20 protein-coding genes are annotated in these 16,225 nt (G+C 64.9%); 1 reads left to right on the plus strand and 19 read right to left on the minus strand.

What is annotated here, in order from left to right; genetic code table 11:
• Positions 1 to 2: 2 nt before the first annotated feature.
• The 16 genes from ACZ60Q_RS35085 to ACZ60Q_RS35160 all read right to left on the minus strand — a co-directional run bounded on the left by ACZ60Q_RS35085 (position 3) and on the right by ACZ60Q_RS35160 (position 12,781).
• Positions 3 to 2,393, minus strand: coding sequence for a phage tail tape measure protein (locus tag ACZ60Q_RS35085; RefSeq protein WP_469641620.1), 2,391 nt, complete (start codon positions 2,391 to 2,393; stop codon positions 3 to 5).
• 389 nt (positions 2,394 to 2,782) lie between these two features.
• Entirely contained in the window at positions 2,783 to 3,094 is a 312-nt protein-coding gene (locus ACZ60Q_RS35090) for a hypothetical protein (protein ID WP_469641621.1), read from the minus strand.
• A gap of 45 nt (positions 3,095 to 3,139) precedes the next feature.
• Positions 3,140 to 3,703 (minus strand): phage tail tube protein, encoded by a 564-nt coding sequence (locus ACZ60Q_RS35095; RefSeq protein ID WP_469641622.1) that lies wholly within the window; start codon positions 3,701 to 3,703, stop codon positions 3,140 to 3,142.
• Between the two features lie 32 nt (positions 3,704 to 3,735).
• The gene (locus tag ACZ60Q_RS35100; protein ID WP_469641623.1) at positions 3,736 to 4,119 is read right to left on the minus strand and encodes a hypothetical protein; all 384 of its coding nucleotides are present in this window, start codon (positions 4,117 to 4,119) and stop codon (positions 3,736 to 3,738) included.
• 21 nt (positions 4,120 to 4,140) lie between these two features.
• Entirely contained in the window at positions 4,141 to 4,344 is a 204-nt protein-coding gene (locus ACZ60Q_RS35105) for a hypothetical protein (protein WP_469641624.1), read from the minus strand.
• A 38-nt stretch (positions 4,345 to 4,382) separates the two neighbouring features.
• The gene (locus ACZ60Q_RS35110) at positions 4,383 to 4,727 is read right to left on the minus strand and encodes a hypothetical protein (protein WP_469641625.1); all 345 of its coding nucleotides are present in this window, start codon (positions 4,725 to 4,727) and stop codon (positions 4,383 to 4,385) included.
• On the minus strand, positions 4,724 to 5,278 hold the full coding sequence (locus tag ACZ60Q_RS35115; RefSeq protein WP_469641626.1) for a hypothetical protein: 555 nt from the start codon (positions 5,276 to 5,278) through the stop codon (positions 4,724 to 4,726). Before ACZ60Q_RS35115 ends, ACZ60Q_RS35110 begins: the two co-directional genes overlap by 4 nt.
• 189 nt (positions 5,279 to 5,467) lie before the next feature.
• Complete coding sequence (locus tag ACZ60Q_RS35120; RefSeq protein WP_469641627.1) at positions 5,468 to 6,424, minus strand: major capsid protein; 957 nt, start codon at positions 6,422 to 6,424, stop codon at positions 5,468 to 5,470.
• Positions 6,425 to 6,525: 101 nt separating this feature from the next.
• Positions 6,526 to 7,098, minus strand: a complete 573-nt coding sequence (locus ACZ60Q_RS35125) for a hypothetical protein (RefSeq protein ID WP_469641628.1) — start codon at positions 7,096 to 7,098, stop codon at positions 6,526 to 6,528.
• A 14-nt stretch (positions 7,099 to 7,112) separates the two neighbouring features.
• Complete coding sequence (locus tag ACZ60Q_RS35130; protein ID WP_469641629.1) at positions 7,113 to 8,084, minus strand: VG15 protein; 972 nt, start codon at positions 8,082 to 8,084, stop codon at positions 7,113 to 7,115.
• Between the two features lie 8 nt (positions 8,085 to 8,092).
• Positions 8,093 to 9,166 (minus strand): phage portal protein, encoded by a 1,074-nt coding sequence (locus ACZ60Q_RS35135; RefSeq protein ID WP_469641630.1) that lies wholly within the window; start codon positions 9,164 to 9,166, stop codon positions 8,093 to 8,095.
• Positions 9,156 to 9,527 carry a hypothetical protein gene (locus ACZ60Q_RS35140; protein WP_469641631.1) on the minus strand — a complete coding sequence of 124 codons (372 nt, stop codon included), beginning with the start codon at positions 9,525 to 9,527 and terminating at the stop codon, positions 9,156 to 9,158. The genes ACZ60Q_RS35135 and ACZ60Q_RS35140 overlap by 11 nt, the downstream gene beginning before the upstream one ends.
• 15 nt (positions 9,528 to 9,542) lie before the next feature.
• The gene (locus tag ACZ60Q_RS35145) at positions 9,543 to 11,228 is read right to left on the minus strand and encodes a terminase large subunit (protein ID WP_469641632.1); all 1,686 of its coding nucleotides are present in this window, start codon (positions 11,226 to 11,228) and stop codon (positions 9,543 to 9,545) included.
• Positions 11,221 to 11,700: a P27 family phage terminase small subunit gene (locus ACZ60Q_RS35150; RefSeq protein WP_469641633.1), complete on the minus strand. Its 480-nt coding sequence runs from the start codon at positions 11,698 to 11,700 to the stop codon at positions 11,221 to 11,223. Before ACZ60Q_RS35150 ends, ACZ60Q_RS35145 begins: the two co-directional genes overlap by 8 nt.
• A gap of 471 nt (positions 11,701 to 12,171) precedes the next feature.
• A complete protein-coding gene (locus ACZ60Q_RS35155) occupies positions 12,172 to 12,447 on the minus strand; it encodes a hypothetical protein (protein WP_469641634.1) in 276 nt (91 codons plus the stop codon).
• On the minus strand, positions 12,434 to 12,781 hold the full coding sequence (locus tag ACZ60Q_RS35160; protein ID WP_469641635.1) for an HNH endonuclease: 348 nt from the start codon (positions 12,779 to 12,781) through the stop codon (positions 12,434 to 12,436). The genes ACZ60Q_RS35155 and ACZ60Q_RS35160 overlap by 14 nt, the downstream gene beginning before the upstream one ends.
• A 92-nt stretch (positions 12,782 to 12,873) precedes the next feature.
• Here ACZ60Q_RS35160 and ACZ60Q_RS35165 point away from each other — a divergent pair, with 92 nt between their 5' ends.
• Positions 12,874 to 13,188, plus strand: a complete 315-nt coding sequence (locus tag ACZ60Q_RS35165) for a hypothetical protein (RefSeq protein WP_469641636.1) — start codon at positions 12,874 to 12,876, stop codon at positions 13,186 to 13,188.
• 860 nt (positions 13,189 to 14,048) lie between these two features.
• Here the strand turns inward: ACZ60Q_RS35165 and ACZ60Q_RS35170 are convergent.
• The 3 genes from ACZ60Q_RS35170 to ACZ60Q_RS35180 all read right to left on the minus strand — a co-directional run.
• A complete protein-coding gene (locus ACZ60Q_RS35170) occupies positions 14,049 to 14,294 on the minus strand; it encodes a hypothetical protein (RefSeq protein ID WP_469641637.1) in 246 nt (81 codons plus the stop codon).
• Positions 14,287 to 14,532: a hypothetical protein gene (locus tag ACZ60Q_RS35175; protein ID WP_469641638.1), complete on the minus strand. Its 246-nt coding sequence runs from the start codon at positions 14,530 to 14,532 to the stop codon at positions 14,287 to 14,289. Before ACZ60Q_RS35175 ends, ACZ60Q_RS35170 begins: the two co-directional genes overlap by 8 nt.
• A gap of 116 nt (positions 14,533 to 14,648) precedes the next feature.
• Positions 14,649 to 16,225, minus strand: a 1,577-nt coding sequence (locus ACZ60Q_RS35180) for a recombinase family protein (RefSeq protein ID WP_469641639.1), incomplete at its 5' end; no start/stop codon positions are given.

Raw genomic sequence — 16,225 nt, forward strand, 5'->3', positions numbered from 1 at the left:
ACTCACCTCCTTGCGAGTTGGCGTTGCCCGGCAGCGACCGCACGGGCTATCTCTGTCTCTCCGATGCGGACCACGATTTCCCGGGCCCGCTCGTCGTCCAGCGCCCGCATAAGGGCCGCTAGAGCCTTGTCCCGGGCCTGACTCACTGCCGGGGCCCGCAAGGGCGCAGCGAGGCGTACGGGGTCGATGCGGGGCACGCTGACCATGGACTGAATCCGTGCGTCCAACGTGTTCTGTTCCGCGTCGATACCGTCCACGACACCCGCAGGAATCCAACGGCCGATCTCGTCCCGCATAAGCGTGGACGGGCTATTGATTCCGAGCGCGTCAGCAATGGGACCAGGAATGGCAGACTTGGCCCAGCCAACAAGTTTGTCGCGGAGCCAACCGCCCATGCCCTTGATACCTTCCCAGATACCACGGGCCAGATCCGCGCCCTTGTCGAGCAGCAGACGGCCGAAATCGCCTAGCGAATCCTTGATGCGCTTCGGAAGTCCGCGCATCCAATTGACGAATTCACCGAATTTCCGGATAGCAGCGGACGAGAAATCGGCTATCCAGCGTCCCGCATCACGGACACCCGTCGCCATGGACGACAGCCACCCGATGACCTTCCCAATCCAGCCGATCACGGTCCCGAGAGCCGAAAACAAGCCCGAGAAAATCGGGCCCGCCAGTCGGATAATCACCGGTATCACAGCGCCGAGAATGTCCGCCGCGAGCCGAGCAAGCCACGACACCACCGAGGTCACTACCTCGATAAGCGGGCGCGCTTTCTCGACCACTTCGCGCAGCTTCTCGCCGATCATCTGAACGGCAGGGGCGACGCGAGTTGTGATGAATTCCGACAGGGCCGAAAAGATCGGTTGCAGATTCTCGACCACGGACGCATAGACGCGCATCACTGCGGGCCAAATGACTTCCAGCAGAATGCGACCGAGCGCCGAGAGAATCGGCACCACCGCCCCTACGACGTTCGTATAGAGCGTCATAAACGCGGGTACGAGCTGATTGAACAGAACGTCCCCGAGCCCCTTTAGAGCGGGCAGCAGGGTTGTTTGTGCAAGCGATACGAGCCCCTGCAATCCGGGCATGAACGCGTCTCGCAGGGTTGCCCCCGCGGTGGCGAGCGACTGCCCGAAAGCGGTAATGGAGCCCCCGCCGGCTGATCCGGAGAACACCCCGAAAAAACCCGACACCAGGTCCTTACCGGCACTCAGTGCGGGACCGAATGTCGTACCGACGAAACTACCGAAAGACATGAGCGCGGGTATGACGTTGTCGCCCATGAAATTCGTCAGGCCGACTTCTAGCCCGCGCTTGAATTGCTCGATCCGGGCACCCGCATTGTTGTGCAATGCGTCGCCCATTTTCTCGGCGGCGCCGCCCGTATCTCCGAGTGCCTTTACGGCGGTGCTCGGGTCGAGAGCGAAAAGGGCTTGTCCGAGGTCTTCGGCTTTCGTTCCAAAAAGTCCGACAGCAGCCGCGTTGCGTTCTGCCGGGTCCTTAATGGCCTTGATTCCGTCAAGGACCTGTTGCAGTCCCTCACGGGCACCAGGGCCGCCCGCGGCTATCTTCTTGGTCATGCCCTCGGCGCTTAGGCCGATAGCCTCGTACGCCTCTTTACTGGACTTAGACCCGTCGGTTGCCCGGATCTGAAATTCCTTGAGAGCGTCCGCGACCGTATCGGTATCGCGTGCACCAGCCTGCATTCCCTGGGACATGAGCCCCATGGCGTCCGCGGCGGACAATCCGAGATCCCGGAACTTCGTGGAATACTCGTTCATGGTGTCCGCCATGTCATCGGCGCGCGGACCCATCTTTTGCATTCCGGCGGTCAGAATGTCGAGCGCTTCCGTGCCGTCCTTTGCAAGACCGTTCTTGAGCATCTGCCCAACGGCATTGCTTGTCTGCCCCAAGTCGAGATCGAAGGTTTTAGAAAGGTCGGTGACCTTCCCGGTTATCGACTCGATCTGTGCATTGGTCGCATCGGGCGGAAGGATGCCGGACCGCATGACCCCGGCTATCGACTCGGCCGCTTCCTCCACCGAGTCCGTAACCCCGTGGGCGTAAAGCTGACCCGCTGCCTTTCCGTAACGGGCAGCCACATCGGGTGTCGTCCCCAATTGCGCCTGTAGCTTGCCGTTAATAGCGCCCTGGTCGAGCGCGTCCATGAAACCCTTGGTCAGGACCGCAGCAGCCGCGAGACCAACAGCGGCTAGACCGCCCTTGAGAATGCCGCCCATCTTGCCGGTAAAGCCCTCGCCGGCTGCCTGCCCGCCCTCTTGCCCCGCGGACTCTGCGGGGCCCGTGACCTGTCTTTGCAGTTCCCCCGCAAAACCCTGCACCTCGGGGACGATGGAGACATAGCCCATTCCCACTTCAACAGCCATGCCGGATCACCCCCCTGTGTCCGGCTGGAACCGTTCGAGATACGCGGCGACCTCTTGTGTGTCGCGTTTCGTCCCGCCGATTCGGCCCGAGTTGACACCCGGGCGGGGAATGGGATGCGGTCGCCGACTCGGTGTTTTCGAGCCCGCGTTACCGCGCTGCCAATTGGCCTCGCTCAAGCGGTCATGAACCGCCGCGAGTAGCTGTGTTTCCAGCGTCCAGACAGAGTCAGGGCCGACCATGGCGCGGCCCAATGCCGAGTCAGCAGGAAGGCCCGTTACCAGGGCGCGGAGCCGACGCCACGTCAGCCCCGATCCGGGCGTGAACAGGTCGCGCAGATCGGTACCGTAATACCGCTGCAAGTCCGCTTCTATGGCCTCGCCGTACTCGGTCAGGAGTCGGCAGAGGCCGAGGATTCCCCCAGGGGAACACCCTCGTGCTTCTGCCACTGCCGGAACAGCTCACCGAGAGCAGATATCGGGGCCGGAATCTCGTCAAACTGCTTCCACTGGTCGGCAAGACCAGACTTGAGCAGCGTCTCAATATCCGTGGCGTTCGGATTATCGACGTTCACGGCCTTAAGGATCTTCTTGTCCAGTTCGCCGGCTGCGGGCATCGTGAACACCAGGCCAGCCAGGGTGAACCGGAACGGTTCCTTACGTGCTTCCTTGATATAGACGTCAAGGTCGAATGCGTTACTCACGTGCTGTGCCTCTTACTGTGCTAGACGGAACGTTTCTGCGCGGAATTACGGGGCGGGAGTCGTGCCCCACGCGGGGTCATCGCTGTACTTAATTGCGACCGTTCCGTCAGCACCCGGGTAAGCGGTAATGGTCAGCTCGTACGACAGAGCCTCATCACCCTTATAGGTAATGTCTCCGGTCTCGGTGACCTCGCCGTCCGGAATCACGATCCGGATATGAGAGTTACCGTCGATCACGTCGAAACCAAAGACGCGCTTGTCCGGTCCCGGAGCCTTGATAGCAAGGACGCTCTTACCGGACGTGGTCACGACCTTTGCGCCCTTGTGGTAAAGCTCAAGCACGGTCTTGCTGGTCTCGATGGCGGTAAACGAGAACGTCATTTCAGACGAGCTGATGACCTTCCGGACGGTCTGCCCGCCCTGCCAACCCTTGATCTCGCTTGTGTCCGTCGAGTTGGATTCGGTGATCCCGTCATCCGAGATCCATCCGATATCCGTGAACGCTGCGTCCCAATTGGTCGTTGCGTCGGTCGGGAGCTTGGACTTAGGCACCGCCACATAGGCAGCGCCGGTAATCGCCACCCTTACGGCATTAGCGTTTAGAGGCATAGGTGTCCCCCCGTAGTAAGTGAAAGGTGTTTCTAGAGAACGCGTCCGCGCATGTGGATTTCCACGGCGAACGCGAACCGTGCGGCGCTGGTCTGGTCGTCGGGCAGCCACATCGGGCCCCCAACTTCGGTGACCCGGTAGACCGTCACCCCGTCGCGCACCCCGGGAATGTCACCGAGCAATGCGCGGGAGAGCGCCGCGAGATCATGCGCGCCGGATTCGCTCTCGGACCAGCAGTGAATATCGAGCCGAGGACGGTCCGATACGGGGGTCTGTTGCGTGCCCCCGATGCGCTGCACCCGGACGAATGCCGAGGGCCGCGGGGAAGGGATGCGGGAGACAACAGGAACGGGCCGACCGTGCGCCTTGAGAGCGCCCCGGAGATAGCCCGTCACCACCGCCACCGCATCCGGCATGACAACCACCGGACGGCCCATTTACGCGCCGTCCATCCCGCGCAGCAGCGCGCTACGGGTGCCCTCGGCGTCGTTGTGCTTCTCGTAATTGCCGATGACCGCAGCGCGCCAACGTCGCGTGCCTAGAGCCGAGTCGGTCCGGAAGTCGCCCCCCGAGCCACCAGCAGACGACGCGATGCGCTCGGCAATCCGCTCGACCTCGCGCCCTGTCTCAGGGGTCTTCATAAAGCTGTTAATGCCGGTCCTGTTGGGCCGGAACCTCATTAGCCGTTCACCTCCTTCAACCGTGCTTCTGCGTGGTGCAGTCGCCCCCCGACGACCCACCGCGCAACCTCCCCATCGGTGTCCAGCAGCCGGCCCACGGCCACCACGCGATCACCCGGCATCAGGTCGATATCGACCCCGCGGCGCGTAGTCAGCCGTAGGCCCGTGGTCACCGCGGGGCGGTCCCCGTCGTCCTCGGCGGACGTGTCCGGCTGCACCGACACCCGGCGGACGGTCGTCCTGGTCGCGCTCGACCAATCCCGCTCGCTGGTCTCGTTGCCGTACCGGTCCACCACGAACGGGGCCCGCAGGATCACGACCGTCTGTGTGTAGTGGAGCGTCACCAGGGCGGCCCCTTGCCGAGCTGCACCACGGCAGCCCGAGGGCGGTACCGGGCGAGCTGGTCCCGCTCGATGGGGGCGAGGCTCGCGCCGATGGTCTCGGCCGCGTAGGTCACCGACACCGAGCCGACCGACTCTTGCCGTAGGTCGGACGGGTTGGTCAGCACCCGGCCGGCGAGCGTGAGCACGATGGCGCGCACGTCCGCCGGAACGTCGCCGTACCCGTGGGTGTACGTGACGACCACGGGGCCGAGCCCGAGCGAGCCGAGCCACAGTTGGTCACGCCACAGCCGGTACTCATCCGGGCGGAGCGCTCGACCACCAGCGCGGACCAACTCGACCGAGACGACCGGTCGTTGGGGCAGCGACACCACCTGTTCCCGCGGCGCAAGTGCAACCGTGGTCGTCCCCCTGGTGAAGCGCTGCCGAGCCTCTGCCCGCACGATGGCGGACGCGGTGTCGAGCACCAGGGCAGCCGAGGACGGAAGCTCGTCCCGCTCGCGCTGCATCCACGCCGAGAGTTCGTCCAGCGTGGCCAATGCGGGGAGTGCCATTACGCGTTGCCTCCCCTTTTCACTTCACTGTCTGAGCGCCGCACGCCAGACACCGCGCCACACTCCGCGGGGCCCCGGACGAGTCGAAAACCGGAAAGCTCTCGACCCGTTCCGGGGCACCGCAAGAATCCGTGTGCGGAATCTTCGGGGCGGACACTGCCCGCTTACGCGGAGGCATCCAAACCCCCTTTACTTGGCGAGGACGCCGTTAAGGCGAGCAGCGCCACGGCCGCCGAAAACGGCAAGACCCGTGTAGAACTCAATTCGGGTGCGGTAAGCGGGCTTGGATTCCATCTCGCCAAGGTCCGTAACCTGAATACCGCCGTTGGTCAGACCGGTAACCGCGCGGTCGTCCTCGGCCTGGCCGAACCGCACCGCGTAAATGGACGACGCGTCGGTTGCGGTGCCCTGAGTTTCCGCCTGCGGCAGAATGTCAGCCCCCGCGGCAGTCTGGCCCGGGTCGAGCAGCGGGACGCCGTTGTACGTGGCGACCATCTTTCCGGTAAGGGACTCGCGGACCATCTCGTAACCACCGACACGACGCGCCGCGGACTTGATCCGGGCGATAACCGCGCGGTTGGCGTAGAGCGCGCCGTTAGCGTTGGTCAGGCCCGGGACCTGCCCAATGAGCTGGTCGAGCAGGTCAAAGAACTTCTGAGGATCTTCCTTACCGTCACCAACGATCGGAGCGCCGTTCGTGCCCGCAGAAATGACCTGAGCGCCCGTCAGACGCTTGCGCAGACCGTCAAAGCCCTTGGGCTCGGTCGCAACGTCACCGTTGAAAAACGCGTCCTGGAACTTATACGCGGCGGCCTTGATCTTCATGCGCGTCTGAATGGCGCGCTGATCGTTGAGATTGCCGCGGGTCTTCACGATGAACTTATCCACGTCCGCGTCACCGCCGAGAATCACAAGAGACTCGGACTTCTGGTTCACGGTGCCCGTGGACTCGGCGTAAGCCTCATTCACCGCACGGAACTGGACGCCCGGCAGCGTCGCTTCCTCGTTGTACGCGTAGGAATTGCCCTCGATGGTGAGCAGCGGCAGCCGGTCCAGAATGCTGGACTCCTGAACGAACGTTTCGATAACGCCCCGCTGGAGATCTGTGGTCGAGAGCTTGGCAGCCTCGGGAAGAGTCAGTGCCATGTGTTGAATTCCCCCTGATTTTGGGCATGAAAAAGGGGACGGCACCTATTTACGGTGCGTCCCCTGGAATGGGTTGCAGGATCGTTCCTGCGGAATGGGCGCTAGGCGGTGTACGCGCGCCGCAGACGGTCAAGCGGGGTGGCGGGCTCGGGCTCCGCGGTCGCTCGCTGACCGGCCCCCACGTCGCCCCACATCGGGGCGGGGCCGTCCTGGTCGGCGACCGCAAGATACGGCTTGTCCTTGACGAGCTGGTCCACGGCAGCAGCCACCGCCGCAGCGTCGATGTCACCCCCGGAGCCGGCGAGCGAGGCCACGTCCAGCAGCGCGAGAGCGTCCGCCGGATCACGGAGCTTGCCCGCAGCAGCCGCGCGCAGTTCGGCGCGGACGAGCTGTTCCGTGAACTCGGCCCGTACCTCCGAACGGAGCGCGTCAAGGTCGGTGCCCCTGGTCGCTGCGTTCGACCGGCGGAGCCGCGCGGCCTCCTGCTCCGCCTCGCTCGCTCGCTTCTCGGCAGCCGCTCGGGCGGTCTCGGCGGTCTTCACCGCGTCGCCCTGGTCGCCCTCGGCCCCCTTGCCCGCCTCGCCCTGGCGCTCACTGCCGGTAGCCGTACCGGGCTCGCCCTGGCGCTCGTCCTCGGGACCGTTGCCCGGGGTGTTCTGCGGGTCATCTGCCATCGGTAATCCCCCTGTTAAACGATGTAGCCGTGTTTCTTCAACATGGCTATTTGGTGCTCGCGGTTGTCACCGGCGAGTTTGAAAATGTTCTCTGGCATTAGCCGAGCCTCGCGGGCCCGCTCGTACTTCTGGCCCGGAACCTTCTCGAACGTGGCACCCATGGCCTTAGCCCCGATACCGCGTTTGGTGGTGCCCTCGGTCGTGACTTTCATCGGGCCCCGACCGGTCACCGCCGTTGCCATTCCTCGGCGGGCATTGATGATCTGCCCGAGATCAGCCCCCGACTCCAGAGCCTTGACCCCCGCTTCCCCGAGCCGCTTCCGCTGCTCTGCGGGGCTCATCTCGCGGAACAAGTCCTCGGGGCTTTTGGTCTGCTTCCACTCGGCATCCGTCATCGGCTCCATTCCGCAATCACAGCGGGGGTGCCTCTTGAAGCCCGTGGAATAGCTGTACTGACGGCCCGACAGGATCACGCAACGGGCACACGCGGGCAGCCGCACCACGCGCACATAGCTGATACAGCGCGGGTGCGCTGCCATGCCGATAGTCGTAGCCGTACGGGACGCGTCGGCAATCTGCGTGCTTGCCATCATGGCCATTTGGGTAAGCCCTCGGGCCGCCGCGAGTTCGGCGCTCTCGCCGGCTGCCAGTGCCCGAGCCGTGGTAATGGCGGGGAGTTGCAGCAGCGAGGCGAGGGGACGACCGTCCGCAGCGATTCCGACCAGTGCCGCGGGATCGAGCAGACCGAGCGGGGCCGCAACGGCACCTTGGGCCGCCATAGCGGCACCGACGAACGCTTGGGCACCCTGTACGGCGGAAAGCTGTCCGGCGGTCACTGCGGCGAGAATTGACCGCCCCGCCTCTCCCTGCATGGCGGACAGAATGCGGTCCGCGGGAACGTCCCGCCAAAGCCCCTGAATCGCTTCCACAACAGCCCGAGAAACGCTCTGGACTTGGGTGTATCGCTCGGCTGCCAAATCCGCCATGCGGGACACTAGGCGGCCCCCTCGGCGTCCTCGGTTTCGTCGGCCTGGTCGTCGCCCTCGCCCTGGTCGGGCTTCACCCCGAACAGCGAGGACATGTCCCCGCCGAGGATTGCCCCCGCGGCATCCGTGCGCATCTGCTTCCAACGCTCGATCTCGTCGGGAGTGACCCCCGGAATGCGCTCCCACAGAGCCTCATCCGGCACGCCGATACTCTTCAACTTAACCAGCGCATCGGAGTATTGGGCGTCACTGCGGAACTGCGGATCTCGCCACACCACGGAGCCGAGCGCGAGGGATTCCGCGCGCCGAGCCTCGCCCTGTGCCAGTGCCTCTAGTCGCATGATCTCGCGGAGCCCAGAGCCGAAATGGCGCTGTCGCTCCGTGACCTTTGCGACTAGCCCCGCCTCACTTGCGGCGACGCCATCGGGTGAAACGTTGACCAGGGTGCCCGCTAGATAGCTCGGCGGGGTGCGGGTCTGCGCGGCGATGTGCTCGACTGCCACGCCGATAACCCGCAAGTAGTTGTCAAGATCAGCGGCGGAGAATTCCGCTATGGACGCGCCCTGTTTCTCAAGCCACAGCAGGCGGTCAGACCGGAACCGGTCTAGCGGTAGATCCTCCTCGCCGACCACTTCCCCCGTATCGGGGTCCGTGATTTCGCGGACGGGCCGGTCCATTCCGAGCACCGCCCGAGCGGGCAGCGCCAAACCGTCCGATGCGGTCATGAGGTGAGCCCACAAGGTATTCACGGCATCCTGTAGCGGAAGGACCGTCGCAATCTCGGATCGGGGCTTACCGTGCAGCCGCGAGCGGTTCGGCAGCTCGACCAGCGGCACCACCTTGAGAGGGTTCGGTATGTGGCTCGGCTCGCCCCGGGAAAGCCCCGCGGTGCGGCCGGTCCATTGCCCGCCCTCGCGGGTCGGACGCTGCCACCGGTAGACCATGCTCGGCGTGAACAGCGTTGCAAATTCGGTGTCGTAGTCCCGCCATGTCATCAGCCCCGCTTTCCGGAGCCGGCGACGACCGGGGACGTACTCGACTATGGCGTTAGATGCGTGCTGAAAGGTGATCTCAACTGCCATTGGAGTTGTTCCAGACCAGGGCATAAGAGCGCCCCGTAATCAGGGCTTCGAGCAACGCTAGGCCGATCTCCACATCAGCTTCTGAGCGCTTCCACGCCTTACCGGCCTCCTTGTCAATCGTCCCGTCCTCCAGGCGGAAGCCAATAGGCATGAGCCGTTCAACGGTTGCGTCGGGAACCACGGCGCACCAATTATCGGAGAACTCGTCAAAGAGTCCGCCGGTTTGCGTGCTGAATTCCGGCGATGCGAACAAGAGAGGGCGGTCACCCTCGTACGCCTTTGACCACTTGCTAGCTTCGTGCCTGCGGCGCTGTAGCTTGCCGTACAGCCGTTCTGTCATCTGTAGCGGTGTCTCCGCCATGCTTCCCCCCTTGTGCTACGCGCTCGCAGCACGGGCCCGCTTAAGCGGTCGGCGGACATAACCGTCCAGCGCCATAACCGTTGCTGCGATCCCGTCAATGCGGGCGCTCGACTTCCCGCGGTCGGGTTTCACCGGGCGGAGATTGTCGTTTCCATCCCGGTACACCTCGACCACGCTTGCATTCCAACGGAGGATCGGGTTTCCGCCGTGGTGTAGACGGCCCTCGCGGAGCAGCCTTTCAAGTTCCTTACTGCCGGGGCTCATGCCTAGATACGTCTGCGCAATCGGCACCAGGTCCACGCCGCGGGTTTTCGATTCAACGCGCTGGACGAGCTGACCGGCAAACATTCTGTCGTACGAAATCCGCTGCACGTCGAGCCGGCGACAGTCCGCAATGATCTGTTTCTCAATCGCCCCGTAGTCGATGGCGTCGCCCTCGGTGAGGGTCAACAGGCCATCGTCCGCCCATTGCCTGAGTGGCACCTGTAGCTGTGCCTCTAGCTCGTCTATTCGCTCCTCGGGCAACCAGAAACGCGAGATCAATTCCAGCTCGACCCCCGGTTTGCGGGACTCGACAGCGAGCACCCACGCGGAAAGGTCAGAGACCGCGGACAGGTCCACCCCGCCCCATGCCCGCCGATAGCGGAACCGGTTCTCGTCTACGCTGCCGTTGTTCTCGTCCCACAACGTCAGCGGCAGCCAACGCGAGGACGAGCGCATACGGCGATTAAGAGACAGTCGGCAAAAGGTGGGGAAGTAGCTCGGTGTGGACTTGGCCTTATTCGCCTCGCGCCGCATGTAAGCCAGCGAGGGGGAAGCGCCGAGCCCCGGATTAGCCTTCCGCCAAGTTGCCTCGGCGTAAGGGTCGTCGCCTTCCTCGGCAGCCCAGATAACCCCGTAATGCCCGGGGTCGAAAACCACGGCATCCGCACAGCGGCGGGTGTACGTGTGTTTCTCGTCGTAAATCGAGCCTTCAATGCCCTCGTCGGCAGTCGTAATGAAAATGACCAACGGCTGATCTCGGGCACCCGTACCGGTCTCGATAGCGTCGATAAGGTCACGCCGCTTGTGCACGTGGACTTCATCGACAATGGCCCCGCTCACGTTCAACCCGTGTGCGGTTTCAGCGATTTTCGAGAGGGCCCGGAAGACTCCGCCGGTACGGGGAACGCGGATAAGCCCGCGCAGCACTTCAACACGTCCTCGCACAGCGCGACTTGTCAGCGCCATACGCTTAGCATCGTCAAAGACTCTTTCAGCCTGCGGCAGTGAGCCGGCAGCCGCGTAAACCTCCGCGCCTATCTCGCGGTCGGCGAGCAGCAGCACCAGCCCGATACCACTGCTAAGCGTGCTCTTGCCGTTCTTGCGGGGTACCTCGATCCACGCCGAGCGGATAACGCGCACCGCGCGCCCCAACTCGTCGTCATGGGCGAGCCATCCGAATATGGGCGCGATCACCCAAACGACCTGCCACGGGTCTAGCTTGAGCCGAGTAGAGCCCCAACGTCCCTTTGTGTGCCGGAAGCTCTGTACGGCATCGAGAGCGCGCCGCGCGGACGGTACATCGAAGAATGCGCCCGGAGCCTGCGAGGCTTGCACAGTGACCACCAGGGGCCGCGAGGCGAGCGCCGCGGATATCTCCTCGGGTGTCACCCCGAGTTCTAGCAGCGCGTCATACGGGACCGGCAGCCCGTCAGTCAAAGACTCCGTCATCATCGCCCCCGCTTTCCGGCGGGGTAATCCGCGTGGCTGACGCGGGGCTAAGCCCGAGTTCGCCGACCAGCGACCGAAAATGCGACCGGTACTGACCAGCAATCGTCACCCACGGGGACTTAACGTTCCCGCGCTCCGTCTCGACCACCAGGCCGGAACGGCTCAACTCGCGCTCGGCCTGCCAGAGTCGGGCGACCGTCACGCAATACTCAATGGCTGTCTCTCGCTGCGGGTCGGTGAGACCAGCGGAGAACACCAGGGCGGGAATCGTCCTCGCCCATACGTCCGCGGCTTTCACCCGCACATCGGCTGACGCGTCCCCCGGAAGTAGCTCGGCCCAATCGGGCTCGACAGGGGAGAGCGGGGCGAACGTCGCGCCCTCGGAATTGCGGTCGGGGCGGTAAGTGCCCTCGCGGACCGCTTGAATGTGGGGCTTGGGTTTCTGCCCGGGAATTGCCACGCTAAGTCACCTCCACCGAAACGGCCCAATGAGCCATGCGAGTTTTTTGCCTCCCTGCCGATCTGGAGCGGGAGGAGAGGGGAGTACCCCCCTGGTCGGGCTGCGCCCTATGTCCGAATTGGCTTCGCATTTGCGGCAGCCCAACCACCAGGTTGGCGTTTCGCGGTCTCGCGGTTGTGACACTGCGTGCACAGCGGACGGAGCCTGTTGAACGCGTCCGGCTCGCTCACCCCTTGTGCCACCAACTCGCGCCGAGACAAGGGGAAATGGTCGGCGACCACGGCCGTGCGACCGCACAGCAGACACCACGGGTTGCGGTACAGGTACGCCTTACGCGTGCGCTGCCACCGTGTGGTGTAGCCCCGCTCCGCACTCGTCCCGCGCTGTTGCTCGGCCTCGCGTCGATGCTTGGCACAGCGCCCGCCCGTGGTCAGCTCGGGGCACCCGGGTACAGAGCACGGGGGGCGGGGCTTACGCGGCACGGGGGGCACCAGCACCAGGGGCGGGGGTGTCCTCGCAGAACCGCACAGCAGCAGCGAGGACCGGCCCCCATGCGGCACGGTGCCGAGCGTGGACCCGTTCTAGGTAGTCCTGAGTGGGGCGCATAGCTGCGGCACTCGTACTGTCCTCGGCCGTACTGACGACCAGCACGTTGCGGGGCGGGGCAGCAGCGAGAGCAGCCACCACAGCGGCGAGCCGTTCCACGTCCTCGGGGCCGTGCTCGTACGACTCGCTAAGCCACGTCACGGACACCGCCGAATTCGGTATCGGTCTTGAGCTGGTGGCACAGATGGCACAAGACCTGAACGTTGCTGTCTATGTCCTCGCCACCGAGCCCGAGGGGCCGCACGTGGTCCACGTCCACCCCGTTTGCGGGGAAGTCGTTCAGGCACCAGTCACACCACGCGGTCCCCTTCTCCTGCACTCGCCGGCGGAGCCTCGCGGCAGCAGCGTGCCGGTTGGCTCGCCGTCGCCCCCGTGCTCGTCGGGTGCGGACACTCGGTCGCCCCTCGTACGCCCCGTGGTGGGTCTTGCAGCGGCCCCGATGGGTCGCGGGCTCGGTGCAGTCGATACAGCGCATGTGCGACCCCTTGGGGTGAGTTCTGGTCACTGCCCCCGTGCGGGTCGGCAAGTGCGGTGCGGACGGTCCCCGCGGTCAGTAGCGTTGAAGCCATGACCAGTGATGAACGGCCCACCGTGAGCGGCGGAATGGACCCGCTCGGCGACATCGTGTTGACCGTGCGAGGCGACGGGAACGGCAGCGCACCCGACTACGAACTACCTCCCACGGTCCCGCTCGCCAAAGCGGCGGAAGTGCTCGACATGGACCCCGAGGACGCGTTGGTCCAAGCCCGCGAGGGGCTGTTCCCGGAACGGGTCATCGACGTTGGCGACGAGCCCGGAGTGAAGTTCAGCGTTCCCGTTGCGCCCCTGATTCGGCGCGTCGGGCTGGACCGTGTGCGGGAAGTCCTGCGCCCCGCGGAGTAGACCGAGGACCGGTCCGTCTGTTGTTGCGTGCCCGCCCCGAGACTCGAACTCGGGAACTCTGCGGGTTGCTTCCGGTTCTCCCCGAGGGGGCCGGTACCGCGCACCTCTGCCGTTGGGTCAGCGGGCATGGTGTCGTCCTGGCGCTCATTGAACGTCGGGACAACGTGGGGGACTGCACGGACTTACAACCCTGTTCAGCGCCCGAGGGGCGGTTACTGGTGGGCGGTGCAGTCCCCCGTACGCGTTGCCTCACGACCCCTGCGGCCACCCCTTCCGGGGTGCGTGGTGCACGGGCAACGCTGAAAGAGTGCGGGTACTCGGACCGCCGGTTTCCCCCTCGGGGTGGGTGCGCGGTAATCCCGCTCTCTTTCTGGGAGTAGTAGGGACCAGCGAATTCCTGCCCGCCGTAGCGGACTCGGACTCGCCGTTCCCTCTTCCCGGGAGTGGTAGGGACCAGCGGATTCCCGTCCGCCGTAGCGGACTCGGACTCGCACCGTTCCGTTCCCTCTTCCGGGAGTAGTAGGGACCAGTGGATTCCCCGGGGTGTGTCTCGGTGACGTGGTGTCGCCCGTGACCCCGGTTTCTCTTCTCTCTAGGTTTTCTTATGGGTTCTAGAACAGTGCAAAAAGTCGTCACTTCAACACTCTTCGCACCACCGCTGTAGGGCGGCCCCGCCCGAGGGCGAGCCGGCGAGGGCCCCACGCGCCCGTGTGCGGGCAGCAGAAAGCCCCGGCGGTCCGCGAGGACTACCGGGGCGGTCGGTCTGGTCGTACTCCATCCCAGGACAAGCCTGTAAGGCACCAGCCCTACCCCGCACACTCCATATCGGTACGGGGCAGCGCGAGCCTATCGGCGGTCGGTCACACCTTGCTCGTCCACCCCTTCACCGGGGGCCGCTCGCCGGCTCCGTTCGCGTAGCCGATCACGTCCCCGAGCCGTTCCGCGGTCTCGTTCTCGCCTCGCTCGTCCAGCTCGGTCGAGAGCACGCCGAGAGCGGGAATCGTGTCCGCTGTGATCTCGCCGGTTGCGTACAGGCGACTGATCGGGCCCCCGTCGCGGTGGTCCCGCAGGATCTCGCGTACGTCGTTGTCCGTCAGGTCATCCACGGGACCACCCCGGGACCGGCTCGCGCTCGCCCGTCCGCTCGGCATACCCGAGCACCTTCCCCACACGGTCCGCGTCATCGAACCGCCCCGCGTCGGTCAGTTCGATGATGAGCGCGCCGAGGTCTGCGGCGGTGTCCTGGTCAATCGTCCCCGTGTCGTAGAGGCGGCCCACGGCTCCGCGCCGGTCGGCGTGCGGGGCGAGGGTCGCGCGTACGTCGTCGTCTGTCAGTAAGTCCATGGGCCGAGCCTAGGAACTCTCGCGGGCCCGCGGGTGGGTTTCAGCACGACGTGAAACGTGAAACAGCCCCGGCGGTCACGGGGACCGGTCCGGGGCTGTCTCGGGCTGCTGCGCGGCTACGCGCTCGGCGTGAGGATCTTCGGGGCGGGGTTGTTGCGCACCGCTCGCCGGTTACCGGCGGGGGCAATCGTGTACTCATCCCCGAACACCCCCCACCGAAGGTCAACGCGGTCCGCCACGGTGAAGCGGGGCGCTATCACCACGTGCAGCCCCTTGTCCGCGACCATGCTGCGGCGCTGGTCCGCACTGCCGCCGTCCCATGCTTCAAACATGGCGGTGTCGGTCTGGACGTACGTAGTCGTCACCTCGGGCGCGTGCTCCGCCTTCAACCGCTCGATGGTGGCGTTGGTCTCGGTCAGCTTGGTTGTCAGGTCAGCGAGCGAGGGACCGTCCACCAGGGCGATAGCCGACATGATGCGCTGCCGAGACGACTCAAGGTCCGCGAGCGACGCTGTGTGATCCACCCCGCCCTTATGCACCGCAGTGAAGAGACGTTCCATGCCGAAGTTTTCCCGGAAGGACTCGGCTATGCGGGGGTGCAGGATCTCGGCCAGAATCGTGATGTGCCCGTTGACGCACTTGTAAAGCTGCTTCCCCCCTTTCGTGACACCGCCGCTCATCTTGCAGCCCTGCTTACCGCACCACACGTAGTCAGCGAACAGGGGAGTGCCCGCGTGGTTGATCTTCTCGCCGTTGGCAAGTTCCTTAAGGCGAGTCTGTAGCCGCGCGTACGTCACCGCGTCGAGAACTTCCGGCGCGAACTGCACGGGGGTAACGCCGTCCTTCTGTACGACTAGCTGTCCCTTGTGCATACGCCACCCGCGCAGCACCACACCCATAAGCAGGTTGCGCCACTGGTGGCGACCCACGGGGACCATTTCCGCGGTGCTGGTGATGTTCCCGCCCGCCAGCAACTCGCCCACGGCCTTTATGACCATCGGAACCATGGCGCTGTCAGCGTCAAGGTATGCGGGGGCTTTCGGGTGCTCGCGCGTGATCTTGTAGGGGAAGGGTGCCGCACCGGAGATCCATCGGCCCTGTTCCCGCCGTTCCTGGTGCGCGGCCAAAATGCGCTCGGTCATCATCTGGCGTTCCCACTCGGCGAGGGCAACCAGGATGAGCGCGATAAGTCGTCCGCCCGGGGTGGCAGTGTTCAGCGATCCGTCTGCGGTGGCGAGGATGACCCGCTTGTTAGGGGTCTCGGCCCACTCGACCAGTTGCAGGAACTCGCGCACGCTGCGGCTGTACCGGTCCAGCTTCCACGCCCAAACGTGCGTCGGCTGGTACTCCATGAGTCCGGACATGCCCTCGCGGTCGGCGAGCGGGGTAGCGCCGGACACTCCGTCGTCTATGAACTCCACGGCGGTGCTCGGGTCGAACCCTGCAAGCTCGATGGACGTATGGCACGCCTTGCGCTGCACATCGAGCGACGTTGACGCGTCATCCGAGCGGGACAGACGGAGACTGATAGCGATACGGGGGGCGGGCTGGAAGGTGGCGGGCACGGCGTGCGCGGTCGTTTGCATGGTGGCGGTAGGGACCACGGGATTCCTCGATGTCTCCAGGGGCACACCGTTCGTTGGAACGTGTACCGGCCGGAAGGTCAGACCTTCCGAGGGGGTGTCTGTTCCCT

It is taken from the genome of Streptomyces sp. NPDC104313 (genome assembly GCF_055583985.1).

Coding starts and splice junctions, on each gene's coding strand:
- ACZ60Q_RS35130 (WP_469641629.1), bottom strand. CDS start 8,084: ATGGCGGATTTGGCAGCCGAGCGATACACCCAAGTCCAGAGCGTTTCT.
- ACZ60Q_RS35160 (WP_469641635.1), bottom strand. CDS start 12,781: ATGCGCTGTATCGACTGCACCGAGCCCGCGACCCATCGGGGCCGCTGC.
- ACZ60Q_RS35135 (WP_469641630.1), bottom strand. CDS start 9,166: ATGGCAGTTGAGATCACCTTTCAGCACGCATCTAACGCCATAGTCGAG.
- ACZ60Q_RS35105 (WP_469641624.1), bottom strand. CDS start 4,344: ATGAAGACCCCTGAGACAGGGCGCGAGGTCGAGCGGATTGCCGAGCGC.
- ACZ60Q_RS35140 (WP_469641631.1), bottom strand. CDS start 9,527: ATGGCGGAGACACCGCTACAGATGACAGAACGGCTGTACGGCAAGCTA.
- ACZ60Q_RS35120 (WP_469641627.1), bottom strand. CDS start 6,424: ATGGCACTGACTCTTCCCGAGGCTGCCAAGCTCTCGACCACAGATCTC.
- ACZ60Q_RS35125 (WP_469641628.1), bottom strand. CDS start 7,098: ATGGCAGATGACCCGCAGAACACCCCGGGCAACGGTCCCGAGGACGAG.
- ACZ60Q_RS35175 (WP_469641638.1), bottom strand. CDS start 14,532: ATGGACTTACTGACAGACGACGACGTACGCGCGACCCTCGCCCCGCAC.
- ACZ60Q_RS35095 (WP_469641622.1), bottom strand. CDS start 3,703: ATGCCTCTAAACGCTAATGCCGTAAGGGTGGCGATTACCGGCGCTGCC.
- ACZ60Q_RS35165 (WP_469641636.1), top strand. CDS start 12,874: ATGACCAGTGATGAACGGCCCACCGTGAGCGGCGGAATGGACCCGCTC.
- ACZ60Q_RS35085 (WP_469641620.1), bottom strand. CDS start 2,393: ATGGCTGTTGAAGTGGGAATGGGCTATGTCTCCATCGTCCCCGAGGTG.
- ACZ60Q_RS35100 (WP_469641623.1), bottom strand. CDS start 4,119: ATGCCGGATGCGGTGGCGGTGGTGACGGGCTATCTCCGGGGCGCTCTC.
- ACZ60Q_RS35115 (WP_469641626.1), bottom strand. CDS start 5,278: ATGGCACTCCCCGCATTGGCCACGCTGGACGAACTCTCGGCGTGGATG.